This is a genomic window from Moorella mulderi DSM 14980, from assembly GCF_001594015.1.
Taxonomy (GTDB): domain Bacteria; phylum Bacillota; class DSM-521; order Neomoorellales; family Neomoorellaceae; genus Neomoorella; species Neomoorella mulderi.
The window spans coordinates 171,969-187,851 of sequence record NZ_LTBC01000001.1 but is presented as its reverse complement, the minus strand read 5'-3'; the positions used below and the strand labels follow the sequence as shown (position 1 = coordinate 187,851).

The window sequence follows — 15,883 nt, the reverse complement described above, 5'->3', positions numbered from 1 at the left end:
AAACAAAATAGTGATTCATGAGGAGGGAAAATAATGGCATCTATCGGAAGGCAACCCCTGACTACAAAATACCCTATCAATCAACAGTATTCAAAAATTATTATCTTCATTATTGCCATATTAGCCATGTTATTGCTACATTTTTTGCCGGCCCCGCAACCCCTGGTTCGTAACGGGCAGGAAATACCGCTGACATTGGCAGGGAAAACCGCCATCGGAATATTGGTTTTTTGTATTATCCTCTGGATGACAGAAGCCATTCCTTTCGCAGTAACTGTCTTGATTGCCAACCTGCTTTTACCTGTGTATGGTATCTATGATTTTAAAAAAGCCATCCAAACAAGTTTCGGCGATACTCTGTTTGTTTTTTTCTTAGGTGTTCTAGCTCTAGGTGCGGCTTTTGTTAGTTCTGGCCTGGGAAGGAGATTAACCCTTATCCTTTTAACTAAAATAGGTACTAAAACTGATCGAGTTGTACTAGGTTTTATTTTAGTTGGGAGTATTATTTCCATGTGGGTAACAGATGTAGCTGTAGCAGCCATGCTTAGCCCCTTGGCCGTAGCTCTGCTTCAGGAAATAGATGCCAAACCATTGCAAAGCAATTTCGGCCGGGCGCTCCTTATGGGTTGCGCCTGGGGAGCTCTTTTTGGGGGCATTGGAACACCGGTGGGTTGCGGCCCAAATGTAGTTGCTATGACTATGTTAAGAGAAATGACAGGATATGTTCTTACCTTTCCAGCCTGGATGGCAATAGGTGTTCCTACAGCTATTTTATTAGCGGTAGTTGGGTGGTTTATTCTGATTAAAATTTATCCTCCGGAAATCAAAGAATTGCCCTATGGTATCCATCATATTAGAGAAGAACTTCATAAATTAGGACCTCTAAGTTTACCTGAAAAAAAGACACTGATAATTTTTGGGATAGCGGTATTATTATGGATAACCAGTCCTTTTATCCGGCCATATAAATTTTTTGGCGGCTTCCCTTATGGAGATGAATATATAGCTATTTTGGCAGGTATCTTGCTTTTTTTACCCGGTATTGGTGTTATGAGCTGGAAAGAAGCTGAAAAAGAAATATCCTGGGACAGTATCATATTAATCGTAGGTGGAGTTTCCTTGGGAATGGCTATTTATGATACAGGTGCGGCACGATGGTTGGCCTGGATTCTTTTGGGTCCCGCATCGCAGATCAATCCCATTTTGAGGATTGGCGCGATCTCATTGATAGTAGCCATCCTCCATATTGCTTTTTCAAGTAATAGCGTTACTGGTGTTATTATAATACCACTGGTTATAACTTTAACCAAGGATCTTGGTGGCAACCCATGGACTCTTGTTGCTCCGGCTGCTTTTACCATGTCTCTGGCATTTATTTTAGTAACAGAAACTCCAACCAATGTTATTCCATACAGTACCGGATATTTTACCATAAAAGAGTTTGCTAAAGCAGGCGTGATTATGACCATAGCGGCAGCTATATGTGTTATGATAACCGTAACTGTTATTGGCAGTTTGACGGGGATTTATAAAATATAAAATTCAAAGATAATTGGCAACAACAGCCCCTCATGGGAGAAAGCCTGATAGGCTCCTGCGAGGGGCCTTTTCGAACCGCAAGAGTCTTTTGCTTCGCTCGGGAAAGATGAATAAAACCTGTTAATAGGCATATAAACAGGAATTAATTTACAAAAATTTTACCTTGCATTTAGAATGGAATCAGGAGGTGAACTGGAGTTTAGGTAGGGGGATAAGGATTGAAAGAATTTACACAAGGACAGAGGAATTGCCAACCCGGCAAAGGAGCAGAATTAGAATTTATTCCCCTTCAAAAAAACGAAGGTTTAAACGCTAGAAAGGAGTTGGCAAGAGGATCATGGGAGATCGAAATTGCCAGAAGTTAGCCCCGTGCAAGGAAGCCTGCCCGGCTGGTGTGGATGTGCCACGTTATGTCAGGTATATCCGGCAGGGAGAATTTCAAAAAGCGCTCGAGGTTATCAAAGAGAGCATACCTTTCCCGGCCATCTGCGGCTATGCCTGTGTGCACCCCTGCGAAAGCAAGTGCGCTCGCAACCAACTTGATGGACCGGTAGCTATCAGGCTCCTGAAGCGTTTTACGGCTGAAAACAGCACAAAAGGCGCCGCCTGCCAGAGTGAAACCAGGCAGGGAAAGACAGGCAAAAAAGTAGCTGTCATCGGCGCCGGCCCCAGCGGGCTGACGGCAGCCTATTACCTAGCCCGTTGCGGCCACCAGGTTACGGTCTTTGAGGCCAGAGCTGAAGCGGGCGGCATGATGCGGTATGGGATCCCCGCCTACCGCCTGCCGCGGGAAATTTTAGATAAGGAAATCAGGGCTATCCAGGAGGCGGGTGTGGAGATCAGGGTTAATACTCCGGTCACTTCCCTGGACGAGCTTAAAAAAGATTATGATGCCGTCCTGGTGGCCTGCGGCAGCTGGAAGAGCAGCAAACCGGGCATTCCCGGCGAGGATTTGCCGGGCGTCAAGGACGGCCTGGCTTTCCTGGAGGAAGTTAACGGCGGCCAATCAGTATCTATAGGGAAAAAGGTTGCCGTTATTGGAGGCGGCAATACGGCTATTGACGCCGCCCGGACGGCCCGCCGCCTGGGAGCCAAAAATGTAACCATATTCTACCGGCGGACGCGGGCGGAAATGCCTGCCAGCCAGGAAGAGGTTAACGGCGCCCTGGAGGAAGGCGTGCAGATTGAGTTCCTGGCCGCGCCGGTTAGCATAGCCCAAGCGGGTGGAAGTCTAAATCTTACCTGCCAGAGGATGGAACTTAAAGGTAAGGACGCCAGCGGCAGGCCCAAACCTGTTCCGGTTGCAGGCAGCGAGTTTAGCAATCTCTTTGATACGGTGATTGTGGCTATCGGGCAGGCTCCTGAGGTGCCGGCAGCATGGGGCCTGGAAGTAAGCGAGGGCGGCCAGTTAAAAGCCTGCGCGGAAACCCTGGCCACAAGCTTGGCAGGCGTATTTGCCGCAGGCGATGTAGTAAGCGGGCCAGCCTCGATTATTGAAGCCATTGCCCAGGGCAAAAAGGCAGCTAACAATATCGATAAATTCCTGGGCGGCCAAGGCAACCTGGCCGGGCATGTGATAGAAGAGGCTAACGCAGCCGAACCGGAAGTAATTTTAACCCCCACCGGGCGGACATATGTACCTGCTATTCCCCTGGGTGACCGTTTGCATAGTTTTGCCAGCGTAGAGCTGGGTTTTGATGCCGTTGCAGCGCAAAAAGAGGCAAAAAGGTGCCTGGCCTGCGACCTGCGGACTTATATGGTGGAAGTGGATGGGAACGGTTGTAAAGAATGTGGCTATTGCGCCCACGTCTGTACATTGGGAGTCTTTGCACCGGCTAATTACTTTAACGACCGCGGTTATAAGCCCATGGTCGCAGCACACCCCGAGAAATGCATTGGCTGCCTGAAATGCTTCTTTGTTTGCCCTGATTTTTCCATCAGCATAGAGAAGAATGCATAGGGGGAAGGAACGCTATGAGACGAACGCTGGATACCGGCAACGCTGCCATTACTGAAGGCGCCATTATAGCCGGGTGCAGGCTCTTTGCCGGCTACCCCATTACCCCGGCGACGGAAATTGCTGAAAATATGTCCCGGCGCCTGCCCCAGGTGGGCGGGTATTACGTCCAGGCCGAAGACGAAATGACGGCCCTGCATATCTGTATCGGCGGTTCATTGGGCGGTTTAAAGACCATGACGGCTACTTCAGGTCCGGGTTTTATCCTCTACGCCGATCCCATGGGGTGGGCCCTGGGCAGCGAAATTCCGCTGGTAGTGGTCAATGCCCAGCGGGTCGGCCCGGTGAGCGGTATTACCGGGGCCCCGGGACAGGGCGAGTTTTACATGAGCCGTTATCCCACCCAGGGAGGCAATTATGAGACCATTGTCCTGGCCCCCAATAGCGTCCAGGAGGCCTTTTCCATAACCGTCGAGGCTTTCTACCTGGCAGAACGCTTCCGCATGCCGGTGATTATTCTCGCCGACCAGCTGGTTACCGACGGCTGGGAGAGTTTGAGCATACCGGAAACACCGGAAGAAGTTGAAGCTATGGGCCTCAAAGTTATTCCACGCCGTATTAATGAAGGCCCGGAATTCTACCCGGCTACCGATGAAATCGACATCCCTCCCGTAGTTCTGGGGCACAATACGGACGCGGCCTGTTCCGACTGGACGCCGACCCCGGAAGGTTACGATACAGAAGAAGTAGATTTCCAGCATAAACACGCCTACCGTTTAATTTATAAAGTAAGAAACCATAAAGACCTGATCACCCGGTATGAATCTTACTTTGTCGACGATAACCCTGATTTAATCCTGGTGGCTTACGGCAGCCCTTCCCGGGTGGTCATCAGCGCTGTCAAGCAGGCCAGGGAAAAGGGATTGAAGGTTGGGGCACTGAGGCTTATCTCCCTGTGGCCCTTCCCGGATGAAATTTTTAAAGTGCCGGCCAAGTATTTAAGTGTGGAATTAAACTACGACGGGCAGCTGGTGCGCGAAGTGCAGCGGGCCATGCCCAAGGGCAGCGAAGTCCATTTCTTTGGCAAATGCGGAGAATTACCAACGGTAGCTGAATTAGAAGAAATGATGCAGGCGTTGCTAGCGGGTAAAGAGATAAAAGCGCGCAACTGGGAATGGGAGGCGTGGTAAAATGGATTATTTAGCTACTAAATATTTGCGACCCCGGAAAATACCCAGCACGGCCTGCAGCGGTTGCGGCCTGGGCCAGGCTCATAAAAAAGTCGTCAAGGCCATCGATGAGCTGGGTTTGGGTATTGGGGATGTAATCTGGGGGACCGGCATCGGCTGCGCCGGCCGGCAGACCTTTAACACCTGGAAGGGCGATAATTTTGCCGGTACCCATGGCCGCGCCTATGCTATTGCTACAGGCCTGAGAATGGCCCTGGCGCCGGACAAAAAGATTATTATGACCGTGGGCGACGGTGACGCCTTTGGTATCGGTTTTCTCCACCTGTTAAACTGCGCCCGGCGCAATGTCGGCATGACGGTAATCGTCCTGGATAACCTCGGTTACCAGTCTACTGGCGGCCAGTACGGGTGGACGACGCCCCGCGGCTACCGCACCGACAGCAGCCCCTATGGTATGCGCGAGCCCAACTGGACCCAGGAAGGCCGGGACGTGCTTAATATACTGCGGGAGGCCGGAGCTACCTTTCTGGCCCGTTACACCAGCCTCCAGGGACAGGAAGCGGTAGAAGCCATTAAAAAGGCCATCATGAACAACGGTTTTTCCCTGGTCCATATGCCGTATCCCTGCGTTACGAATTTTGCGGAGCGGGCCCTGGGCACCCGGAAACCGGTAGAGATTTATAAATGGTTTGGAGAGCATACCTGCAGTATGCATGAAAAGGGTCCCGATGACTTTGCCTTCCGGACCGGGATTTATCATGATGCCAGCAATAGCCGTCCCGAGTTTTCCGAGTATATGAAGACATGGGTCGCGGAGATCCAAAGGAGGTATAGCTGATGGCCAAACGGACGGAAGTGCTTGTGAGCGGTTTCGGCGGGCAGGGAGTTGTGCGTATCGGCCAGACCCTCAGCACGGCAGCCGTGTACCAGGGTTTAAATACAACCATGCTTGTCAGCCACGGTACGGAAACCCGGGGTGGCTATGTCCGCACCCAGGTGGTTATGGCATCAGAAAGCATTGACAGCCCGGTGGTGGAGAACCCGGATTATTTTATCGCCCTTTCCAAGGCGGCCTATAACCGTTTTATTTCCCTGGTCAAAGAGGGTACGGTGATCTATGACCCGGCTTACGTTGAGCCGGACGAGTCCCTGCCAATCAAGCAAGTACCCCTGGCGGCCCGCGATACAGCCGTAAAGGAGCTGGGGCGGGAACTCTATGCCAATGCCGTCGTTTTAGGCGCCATGGCCAGGATGATGGCGGGGCTGGTAGATAAAGAGAATATCTTGAAAGCCATGCTGGAAAGGATACCCCGCTTCCATGAGGAGAACAAAAGGGCCTTTGAATTAGGCTATGCCCTCATGCCAAAGGAGTAATGCCGGTATGAAATTATATGAATATGAGGGAAAGGAACTCTTTAAGAAAATAGGGATTCCCGTCCCCCGGGGAATAATGGTAACTTCAGCTGCGGCGGCCGGGGAGGCCGCTGCGCAGCTGGGGACGGAAGTAGTAATCAAGTCCCAAATCTTACAAGGTGGCCGGGGCAAGGCCGGCGGCATCAAGTTTGCCGCAACCACCGGTGAGGCCCGGGAAGCTGCGGCGGCTATCCTGGGCAGCCAGCTCAAAGCCGAGACGGTAAGCAAACTTTTAGTCGAGGAGAAGCTGGCCATTGCCCGGGAACTCTATCTTGCCATTACCATCGACGCTGTTAAGGCTTCGCCCCTGATTATGGCCAGCGCGGCCGGGGGCATGGATATTGAAGAAGTGGCCCGGGAAACGCCGGAACGAATTGTGCGGGAAGCTGTCCCCATTTTCCGCGGCCTGCTACCCTTTCAGGCCAGGCGGGTAGCCTACCGCCTGGGACTGGCGGGTAAGGAGGCCAGTGCCTTTACTGATATCCTTCTAAAACTCTACCGTGTTTTCCGTTTTTATGACGCTGAACTCGTGGAGATCAATCCCCTGGTCGTTACGGACGACGGTAAAATGGTGGCGGCCGACGCCAAGGTGAACATCTATGATGGAGCCCTTTTCCGCCAGATAGATTTTGTTAAAGGGCCGGAGCGTTATGATAACGAGCGGGAATACCGGGCGGCCCGGTACGGTTTGGGTTACGTGAAGTTGGAGGGCAATATCGGCGTCCTTTGTACCGGCGCCGGCCTGACCATGACGGTCCTGGACCTGATTAACTACTACGGTGGCAAGCCAGCCAACTTCCTGGAGTTTGGCGGCGCTACTTATAAAAATTCCTATTATGCCATGCAGCTCGTATTAGAAGACCCCGATGTCAAAGTAATTTTAATCAACACCTTCGGGCTGGTGGCCCGGGCCGATGTAATCAGCCAGGGCCTGGCCCAGGCTATTAAGGAGCTAAAACCCACCCAGCCCATAATTGCCTCGATACGTGGTACAGGGGAAGAGGAAGCCCGGGAGATTTTACGTAAAGAGGTGGGCCTCGAGCCTTATGCCAATGTGGAAGAGGCCGTCCGGGCAGCCGTAAAATTAGCAGGAGGTTAAAGACATGGGCATCCTCTTGTCAAAGGAAACGCGAGTTGTGGTACAGGGTATAACAGGCAATGAAGGTACTTTCTGGACGGAACGGATGCTGGCGGCCGGTACCAATATCGCCGGCGGCGTTACCCCGGGGAAAGGCGGCACCCAGGTCCATGGGGTACCGGTCTACAATACAGTGCAAGAGGTAGTAGAAAAACATGGGGCGGAAGCCTCGGTAATCTTTGTGCCGCCGCCCTTTGCCAAAGATGCCACCTTTGAAGCACTGGAAGCCGGGCTGAAGCTCATTGTTCTGCTGGTAGACGGCCTGCCGGTCCAGGACGCCCTGGAGGTCAGGACTTATGCCAGGGAGGTAGGGGCCTATGTTATTGGACCCAACAATCCTGGTATGGCCACCATTGGGGAAGCTATGCTCGGTTTTATCCCCGTGTGGCTATCTTATGTTTACCAGCCCGGCAATATCGGTGTGATCGCTCGCAGCGGTAGCCTGATTAACGAGGTCTGTTCGCATATTGTGGCCGCTGGCATGGGTATCAGTACCTGCATTGGTCTTGGTGGCGACCCGGTTCCCGGGACCACCCTTACCGAGGTCCTCGCCCTGTTCCAGCAAGATGAACACACCCAGGGTGTAGTAATAATTGGCGAAGTAGGCGGGAGCATGGAAGAAGATGCGGCTGATTTCATGAAGGTTGGCGGCTTTACCAAACCGGCAGTGGCCTTTATCGCCGGTCGTTCGGCGCCGCCGGGAAAAAAGATGGGCCATGCCGGCGCCATTATGACCCTCGGGCGCGGTTCAGTCCAGAGTAAAGAAAGCGCTCTGAGTGCAGCGGGCGTAAAAATTGCCCAGCGGCCCTCGGAAGTCGGCCGGCTATTAAAAGATATAGTTTAGATTCAATCTTATTCAATCTAAGTGATTTTGATATATAGTAGTTCCCCCACGCTTTAGGAAGAACCTTATTTGGGGCTCTTCCTTTTTATTTGTCCAATCTCCTCTGCTGTAGGCGATTTATACTTTTATAGTCCTCGGGTCGGTCATAACCCTTCTTGGCGACAATATGTCGGCCGATGTCCAGGAGGGCTTCCAGAGCCCGGCGCAGGTGGTGCTCGGCGATGGCAAAGTTATCATTATCGGCTATAAAAGTATCTCTTGGGAGAGCTATAAGGCGCTTTAAGCGATTGGTGGAAATACGAACCTGATCCAGACGCTCATGGATAAGTTTAAGATTTCTTTCGCTATCATGACCTTACTTTGCACCTGCTATTCCAGAAACTTTCAGCCTCATTTTAGCAGAGAAGAGGTAGAATAGCAATTTGCTTTTGAGAGCATCACGGGATTCTAGCAGTTACCACTTTAGAACCTGCCTGTGTGCGTGTCTGTCCTGCAAAAGCACTGCAATTTGGCCCGGTAAATGAATTGCTGCACCAGGTGGAAGGTCAGGTTGCCGCCAGGATGGCAGATGCTACGAGCTGCCTGGTGGTTGGCAAAATCATGTCCAAGCCTAAAAATAGCCAGTTGCCATCAGCCTGAAATAATGCAATAATGATCTAAAAAGAACTCCGAGGTAGGGCCGATGGAACTGCAGCCTATTAAAACGAAAAAGATTTACGAAGAAATTGTCGAGCAGGTAAAAAAATCCCTCAGTGAAGGCAAGCTCATGCCTGGGGAGCGTTTTTATTCTGAACGGGAGCTGTCGGAGAAACTGGGCGTCAGCCGGGCGTCTGTCCGGGAGGCCATCCGCGCCCTGACTACCATGGGCGTCCTGGAGGTAAAACCCGGTGAAGGTACTTTTGTCCGCAAGGTGCAGAACTGCGATATTGTCCAGCCCCTGGTCATGGCCCTGCTGCTGGAAGAACAACAGGCCATATATTTACTGGAAGCCAGGCAGATCCTGGAACGGGAGATAGTTTACCTGGCGGCGCGGCGAGCTACGACCGAGGAAAAAGAAAAGCTGGTAGAGATAATCCAGCAGATGAGCAACGAACTGGCCCGGGGATTTCTCCAGGAGGATACGGATGTCAAATTTCATTTAACCATTGCCGGCATGTCCCATAATCCCATCCTTTCCCGTTTGATGTACACTATTGCTGATACCATTGCCCAGACCCTGGCCAATAAACGCAACCGTCTTTACTCTGATCCGGAGAACGCTCGCGTGCTTTTTGAACAGCACAGTGAAATTGCCCAGGCCGTTATTTCCGGAGCCGCGGAATCGGCACGCCGGGCCATGGGCAAACACCTGCGCTTTGTGGCCCGGCAATTGAAATAGGAGGCCTTGTCCTGGCGGCCTTTGCCAACAACTCTATAATGGGATATTGTTCACCTGAAACTCCCCGTAATTTTTAGTTACCCTACGGGGAGATTTTATTTTTTGGAAGAATGTCCACGGTATCTGAGTGGCGTATGAATACTGGGTTTGTTACTATGGCAGCAGATTGTGGCAAAAAGTATGGTCGCATATTTCATGGCTTTCCATAAAGGGGTGCGGAAGAACAAAAAGAAAACGTTTACCATAACATATAATGCCAGGGGAAAACGATTACCATAAGAAAAATATTCACGATTTAAAATTGGTTATTGACATGGGGGCTAAACCATGCTAAATTTATAGCCAAGGAAAACGTTTTCCGAAAGGGGTGAAAGCCATGGTAACCATAAAAGATGTGGCGAGGCATGCCGGGGTTTCTGTTACTACCGTTTCTCGTGTCCTTAACAACAGCCAGCATCCTATCAGCCCCGAGACGAGGGAACGCGTCCTGGCAGCTATCAAAGAACTTGGCTTTTACCCCAACGCCATGGCCCGCAGCCTCCAGCTGAATGAAACAAAAACCATCGGCCTGATCCTCCCGGATATTGCCAACCCTTATTACCCGGGGATTGTCCGGGGGGTGGAGGATGTAGCCCATGAAAAGGGCTATACAGTTATCCTCTGCAATACCGACCGTTCCCGGGAACGCACGAAAGAATATCTCCGTGTCTTGCGGGAAAAACGGGTGGACGGGGTAATTTTTACCGGCGGTGGAGCTGTAGAGGATGCCAGCCGGGAACACTTTTTTGAACAGGGCTCGGTGGCGACGGTGGTCATCGGGCGCCATAAAGCCGACCTGCCGGCGGTGCAGGTTGATAATGTACGGGCTGCCCGGGAAGCTGTTGAGCATTTATTACGTCTCGGCCACCGGCGGATTGCCACGGTTACCGGCCCCGCGGTTTCGACTACGGCCAGGGACCGCCTGGAAGGTTACCGCCGTGCTATGGAGGCTGAAGGGGTAGATATAGAACCCGGGTGGATCATCGAAGGCGACTTTGAGTTTAACAGCGGTTACCAGGCTGTTGCGCAAATGCCCCTTAGCGGCAACCAGAGGATAACTGCCATCTTCGCCCATAACGATCTTATGGCTATAGGCGCTATTAAAGCCCTGTACGAACGGGGAATTAAGGTGCCAGAAGAAGTTGCTGTTGTGGGTTTTGATAATATCCCCCTCGCATCCTTTGTTACGCCGGCACTATCTACTGTAGCAGTCCCGGTCTATGACCTGGGGGTGACTGCCATGAGGGTACTGGCTGAGCTCCTTGCCGGCCGGAAGGTGCCGCCGGTTACCACCCTGGCAACCCACCTCGAGGTCAGGGAATCTTCAATTCTAAAATAAAAATTGGCAGGAGGTTTACTGAAATGGCAAAACGTTACAACCTCTTGGAATGTTCTTTCGTTGATGCCCAGGAATGGTTCAAGGAAACCGACACCGTTCTCGTACCAGTCGGGAGCTGTGAAAAGCACGGCGCCCATGTGCCCCTGGGAACGGACAGCATTACTACCATTTCCGTAACCGAGCGGGCCGCTAAACTGGCCAATGTTCCCCACACACCCTTGCTGCCCTTTGGCTACTCACCCCACCACATGGGCGAAGTTGGGGAAGGATGTGGCACCATCACCCTTGCTGCCGAGACTTTCCGCCGTGTGCTCCATGATATTGCTCGCAGCTTGATTTTCCACGGTGCTAACAAGATTGTCTTTGTATCCCACCATGGTTCCAACACCAAACCCATTGATGAACTCTTGCGGAAACTTCGTTACCATACCGGCGCCTTTGTGGCCTGGTACAAGACGCCCACCGAGAGGGAATGCGAGGTAGTTAAAGGTATCCTCGAAGGTCCTCCCGAGGAGACGCCCGGCTGGCACGCCGGTGAAATGGAAACGGCCCAGGTAATGGCTTACAACATTGAGCTGGTGGATATGAGCCGGGCGGTCAATGACCGTGCCCACGCGCCGCGGTGGATGGGACCCGAATTCTCCAAGATCGACGGCACTGCTACCGTTAAATTCCGGGGTTCCGAAAATATCATTGTCCCCATGGAGCACCATGAGTACTCCGATCACGCCACCATTGGTAATCCCTTCCGGGGCACCCCAGAAAAAGGCCTGAAGCTATTTGAGAAAGAAGCCGAGCACCTGGCTGCCTTCATTGAGGAAGTTAAGAAGTTCCCCTTCAAAGTAGAAAATCGCGATTTCCCCGAGAGGGCATAACAGCTGCGTAAACCCCTTGGCTCAAGGTACAAGCCTGGCTTTAAAAGCCTGGCTTGTACCCGCGAGCAAGGCTGGGAGGAAACTAAAAATGATCGATATAGATGCGGTTAACAAGTTGCGCGAGGAAATGGTGCAGGTCAGCCGGCAGATCTTTGCCCGCGGCCTTACGTCGGCTACCAGCGGCAATACCAGCGCCCGCGTCCCGGGACACCCGGAGCAAGTCCTTATTAAAGCCAGCGGCAAGTCCTTCGGGGACGTGGAACCCGAAGATTTCATTCTGGTTGATTTAGAGGGGAATATCCTGGCGGGCGAGGGCAAACCTTCCAAGGAGATCCGCTTTCATCTTGGTATTTTAAAGGCCCGTCCGGAAGTCCAGGCCGTCGTTCACGGCCATTCGGCCTTTGCTACGGCTTATGCGACGGCCAGGGGCGAGCTGCCGGTGGTTACAGCCGCCGCGGAAGCGGGTCTTAACAAAGTAGGCATTGTCGAATATGCCGCGCCGGGGTCAGTGGAACTTGCGGAAATGGTTATTAGAGCCTTTGAGGATCCAACCCTCAAAGCTGCCGTCCTTAAGCGCCATGGTTTTGTTACAGTGGGTAAAGATATTCATCATGCTTTCTACCTGGCAGATGTTTTGGAAGATAATGCTAAAGTCGCCTTCTTGTTATCCCAGTTAGGATAAATTTTTTTCCAGGAGTTAGCCAGAATTAATCTACACTTCCGGCGAGTGGGGAAAATGGCGTAAATTAAGGGGAGGTTAAGTATGAGGGCTTCCATTTATGAATTCATGAAGGTGGGCATCGTCCATTTTAAGGCCTTTCCCGAGGTAGTAAACGGTACCGGACCGGTGGTGGAAACCCTGCGCCGTATTACCGAAGACGATTTCTTTACAGCCGTGGAAGTAGGCTGGATCAAGGACATTAAACAGCGCACCGAAGCAGCCCATTTATTAAAGATCGCCCACATGGAGGTTTGCTATGCCTGCCAGCCGGCCATCTTTTCCCAAAAATTAAACCTTAATTCCTTCGATCCCGGAGAAAGAAAGCGGGCCGTCAAGCAGGTTTTCAATTGCCTGAAAGAAGCTTCCGACCTGGGTGCCGTTGCCGTGCGCATCCCGGCGGGTAAAGACCCCGGCCCGGAACGGCGGGAAGAGGCCAAAAAGCTGCTTGTTGACTCCCTGGCCCAGATTTGTGAATATGCCAGGGAGATGGGCGACCCGGCCATTACCTTAAAGATTTTTGACCGGGACATTGACAAAGAATCCTTAATTGGCCATTTCAGGGATGCTTTTGATATTGCCCGGGAACTGCGTCCCAGTTATCCTAAATTCGGGCTCCTGGCGGACCTCTCCCATTTCCCTTTGCTTAGGGAAAAGCCCGAAGAAGCCCTGCCCCTGGTAAAGGATTATTTAATGGCTTTTCATATCGGCAACTGCGTTATGAAGGACCGGCGTCATCCCCTGTACGGCGACCTGCAGCCGAGGTTCGGTGTGGAGGATGGGGAGATAGATACCGGGGAGGTCAGCGCTTATTTCCGCCTGCTGGCCGACATGGGCCTCATCGGCCCGGAAAAACGCCCTGTCCTGAGTGCCGAAGTGCGCCCCCTGCTACCCGGTGAGACTTCGGAATTAATTCTGGCCAATGCCAAAAGGGTCATTAAAGAAGCCTGGGCCCTGGCTTAAAGCAACCAGGAGGAGAAAAGCGTGCCTCGCAAGGCTATCGCCATTATTGCCACAGTCGATACCAAAGAAGCTGAAACTCGTTTTTTGCAGGAATTCATCACTTCCCGGGGCTGGCAGGCTCCGGTTCTGGATGTGAGCACCTACCTCCCCCATGGTTTTAAGGCTGCCTATCCGCGGGAAGAAATCTGCCGCCTGGGCGGGGTGGAATTTAAGGATTTGCCGGCTTTGCGCCGCGATGCCATGATGCAGACCATGGGGCTGGGAGCGGCCCGGGTGTTAACCGGCCTCTATGCACGGGGCGAGCTGGCCGGCGTCCTGGGCATCGGCGGCAACCAGGGTACGGCCATAGCGGCCATCGCCATGCGGGCCTTGCCTATCGGGCTGCCCAAGGTGATTGTCTCCACGGTGGCTTCCGGTAACATCCGCCCCTATATCGAGTACAAGGATATCATCATGATGTTCTCGGTAGCCGACCTCCTGGGAGGACCCAATACCGTCAGCCGTACCATCCTCAGTAATGCTGCCTGGGCGGTCATGGGCATGGCTGCCCACGGCGAGCCCCTGCAGGCCAGCGACCGGCCGGTAATTGCCACTACCGCCTTTGGCAATACCAATGAGGTAGTCACGGCCGCCCGGGATAGGCTGGTAGAGCTAGGTTATGAGGTAATTGCCTTCCATGCTTCCGGGGCCTGCGGTTCGGCTATGGAAGAATTAATCGAGGCCGGCCTGATTCAGGGTGTCCTCGATCTCACTACCCATGAATTAATCGGCGAGGTTTTTGGTGAGGCCGGCGACATCTATACCCCCATGCGGCCGCGTCTGGAGGCAGCGGGCCGGAGGGGTATTCCTCAGGTGATTTCCCTTGGGGGACTGGATTACTTCTGCTTCGGCCCGGCGGAGAGCATACCGCCGGCCTACCGGGGCCGCCCGACCCATTACCATAATCCTTACAACACTAACGTCCGGGCGACTAAAGAAGAGTTAACCCGGGTGGGCGGAGTGCTGGCCGCCAGGTTAAATGCCGCCCGCGGGCCGGTGGCCGTTATGGTCCCGCTTAAAGGCTGGTCGGAAAACGGCCGCGCCGGTGGCCCCCTCCACGACCCCGAGGCCGATGCCGCCCTGGTGGCGGCCCTGGAGGCCAACCTGGAGCCCCGGGTAAAGTTAATGAAATTGGACGCCAATATCAACGACCCGGTCTTTGCCGCCAGCGCAGCTGCCGTTATGCACCAGTTGATGGAAGTATGGCTGGCGGGCCAGGAAAGTTCTGCCGCCTGCGAACACTAAAAATTTGCCTGGGCGTTAGGATGGGGATATGTCCCCAGCCAGCAGATACAATTTCCGGTATAATCATTCGGAGGAGGTTATTCATTAAAATGGAATATCAAATCCCCGAGAAAATGAAAGCCCTGGTCCTTTTTGGTCCCAATGACGTGCGCCTGGTGGAAAAGCCGGTACCCAAGCCCGGCCCGGGGGAAGTGCTGGTGCGCGTAGCGGCCTGCGGCATTTGTGGTACCGATGTGAAAATCATAACCAAAGGAATGCCCAAGATGCCGCCCTACGGGGAATTTACCTTCGGCCATGAGTGGGCCGGTACGGTAGTGGCCCTGGGGGAAACGGTGGACGAGTTCAAGGTAGGCGACCGGGTGGCCATTGAGGCCCATAAGGGTTGCGGCCGTTGCGAGAACTGCATTGACGGCAAGTATACCGCCTGTTTAAACTACGGCCGCCTGGATAAAGGCCACCGGGCTGCCGGCATGACGGTAGACGGCGGCTTTGCCGAGTATGCCGTCCAGCACGTGAACTCTGTTTATAAAATTCCAGATAATATTTCCTTTAACGAGGCAACCTATGTGACTACCGCCGGCTGCGCCCTTTACGCCATTGATAAGAGCGGCGGCTATATTGCCGGTGATACGGTCCTGGTTATCGGCCCGGGTCCCATAGGCTTATCCGTTGTCCAGGGAGCCCGTGCTTTAGGTGCTGAAAAAATCATCCTCATGGGCACCAGGGAAGACCGCCTGGCCAAGGGCCGCCAGCTGGGGGCAACCCATACCATCAATATCCGCGAGGTTGCCGATCCCGTCGCCGAAGTCATGGCCATCACCGGTGGTAAAGGTGCCGAAAGGGTTTTCGAGTGCGGTGGCAACTCCCAGGCCTTTGAATACGGCATCAAGTCAACTAAAAAAGGCGGCGTGATGGTGCTGGTTTCCTTCTACAAAGAGCCGGTTACTGCCAACCTGGACTATGTGGTCATGAACCAGATCAGCCTTTTGACGGTACGCGGTGAAGGCAACCAGAACTGCAAGCGCGCCCTGTCCCTGATGGCTCAGGGTAAAATCGACGCCAAACCCATCATGACCCACGCCTTCCCGCTGGAAGAGTTCCACAAGGGCCTGGACTACTTCGTCAACCGCAAAGACGGGGCCATGAAGGTAGTTATTAATCCTTAAAAGAGAACGGCCTTGATTAAGGCCGCTCGTCCCGGCAGGG

The 15,883-nt window shown here is 53.0% G+C and carries 16 protein-coding genes; 15 read left to right on the top strand and 1 reads right to left on the bottom strand.

Annotation, left to right across the window (positions count from 1 at the left end; all coding sequences use genetic code 11):
* Nucleotides 1-33 precede the first annotated feature (33 nt).
* The 8 genes from MOMUL_RS00905 (at nt 34) to sucD (ending at nt 8,081) form a co-directional block, all read left to right on the top strand.
* Nucleotides 34-1,539, top strand: a complete 1,506-nt coding sequence (locus MOMUL_RS00905) for an SLC13 family permease (RefSeq protein WP_062280349.1) — start codon at nt 34-36, stop codon at nt 1,537-1,539.
* 218 nt (nt 1,540-1,757) lie between these two features.
* Nucleotides 1,758-1,904: a hypothetical protein gene (locus tag MOMUL_RS16495; protein WP_161484945.1), complete on the top strand. Its 147-nt coding sequence runs from the start codon at nt 1,758-1,760 to the stop codon at nt 1,902-1,904.
* Between the two features lie 35 nt (nt 1,905-1,939).
* Nucleotides 1,940-3,499 carry an FAD-dependent oxidoreductase gene (locus MOMUL_RS00900; RefSeq protein ID WP_236712928.1) on the top strand — a complete coding sequence of 520 codons (1,560 nt, stop codon included), beginning with the start codon at nt 1,940-1,942 and terminating at the stop codon, nt 3,497-3,499.
* Between the two features lie 14 nt (nt 3,500-3,513).
* On the top strand, nt 3,514-4,686 hold the full coding sequence (locus MOMUL_RS00895) for a 2-oxoglutarate ferredoxin oxidoreductase subunit alpha (RefSeq protein ID WP_062280343.1): 1,173 nt from the start codon (nt 3,514-3,516) through the stop codon (nt 4,684-4,686).
* Between the two features lies 1 nt (nt 4,687).
* The gene (locus MOMUL_RS00890) at nt 4,688-5,524 is read left to right on the top strand and encodes a thiamine pyrophosphate-dependent enzyme (RefSeq protein ID WP_062280341.1); all 837 of its coding nucleotides are present in this window, start codon (nt 4,688-4,690) and stop codon (nt 5,522-5,524) included.
* Nucleotides 5,524-6,060, top strand: a complete 537-nt coding sequence (locus tag MOMUL_RS00885) for a 2-oxoacid:acceptor oxidoreductase family protein (RefSeq protein ID WP_062280338.1) — start codon at nt 5,524-5,526, stop codon at nt 6,058-6,060. The genes MOMUL_RS00890 and MOMUL_RS00885 overlap by 1 nt, the downstream gene beginning before the upstream one ends.
* A gap of 7 nt (nt 6,061-6,067) precedes the next feature.
* On the top strand, nt 6,068-7,198 hold the full coding sequence (gene sucC, locus MOMUL_RS00880; protein WP_062280335.1) for an ADP-forming succinate--CoA ligase subunit beta: 1,131 nt from the start codon (nt 6,068-6,070) through the stop codon (nt 7,196-7,198).
* Between the two features lie 4 nt (nt 7,199-7,202).
* Nucleotides 7,203-8,081 (top strand): succinate--CoA ligase subunit alpha, encoded by an 879-nt coding sequence (sucD, locus tag MOMUL_RS00875; protein ID WP_062280332.1) that lies wholly within the window; start codon nt 7,203-7,205, stop codon nt 8,079-8,081.
* 85 nt (nt 8,082-8,166) lie between these two features.
* Here sucD and MOMUL_RS17740 read toward each other — a convergent pair whose 3' ends face one another.
* Nucleotides 8,167-8,379: a HepT-like ribonuclease domain-containing protein gene (locus MOMUL_RS17740; protein WP_269085178.1), complete on the bottom strand. Its 213-nt coding sequence runs from the start codon at nt 8,377-8,379 to the stop codon at nt 8,167-8,169.
* A gap of 384 nt (nt 8,380-8,763) precedes the next feature.
* Here MOMUL_RS17740 and MOMUL_RS00870 point away from each other — a divergent pair, with 384 nt between their 5' ends.
* The 7 genes from MOMUL_RS00870 to MOMUL_RS00840 all read left to right on the top strand — a co-directional run bounded on the left by MOMUL_RS00870 (nt 8,764) and on the right by MOMUL_RS00840 (nt 15,843).
* Entirely contained in the window at nt 8,764-9,459 is a 696-nt protein-coding gene (locus MOMUL_RS00870; RefSeq protein ID WP_062280329.1) for a FadR/GntR family transcriptional regulator, read from the top strand.
* Between the two features lie 376 nt (nt 9,460-9,835).
* Nucleotides 9,836-10,837 (top strand): LacI family DNA-binding transcriptional regulator, encoded by a 1,002-nt coding sequence (locus tag MOMUL_RS00865; protein WP_062280326.1) that lies wholly within the window; start codon nt 9,836-9,838, stop codon nt 10,835-10,837.
* A 23-nt stretch (nt 10,838-10,860) separates the two neighbouring features.
* Nucleotides 10,861-11,712: a creatininase family protein gene (locus MOMUL_RS00860; protein WP_062280323.1), complete on the top strand. Its 852-nt coding sequence runs from the start codon at nt 10,861-10,863 to the stop codon at nt 11,710-11,712.
* Between the two features lie 88 nt (nt 11,713-11,800).
* Nucleotides 11,801-12,394: a class II aldolase/adducin family protein gene (locus MOMUL_RS00855; protein ID WP_062280320.1), complete on the top strand. Its 594-nt coding sequence runs from the start codon at nt 11,801-11,803 to the stop codon at nt 12,392-12,394.
* 81 nt (nt 12,395-12,475) lie between these two features.
* Nucleotides 12,476-13,393, top strand: coding sequence for a sugar phosphate isomerase/epimerase family protein (locus MOMUL_RS00850; RefSeq protein ID WP_062280317.1), 918 nt, complete (start codon nt 12,476-12,478; stop codon nt 13,391-13,393).
* A gap of 21 nt (nt 13,394-13,414) precedes the next feature.
* Nucleotides 13,415-14,677, top strand: a complete 1,263-nt coding sequence (locus MOMUL_RS00845) for a Tm-1-like ATP-binding domain-containing protein (protein WP_062280314.1) — start codon at nt 13,415-13,417, stop codon at nt 14,675-14,677.
* 89 nt (nt 14,678-14,766) lie between these two features.
* Nucleotides 14,767-15,843, top strand: a complete 1,077-nt coding sequence (locus MOMUL_RS00840) for a zinc-dependent alcohol dehydrogenase (RefSeq protein WP_054938175.1) — start codon at nt 14,767-14,769, stop codon at nt 15,841-15,843.
* Nucleotides 15,844-15,883 lie beyond the last annotated feature (40 nt).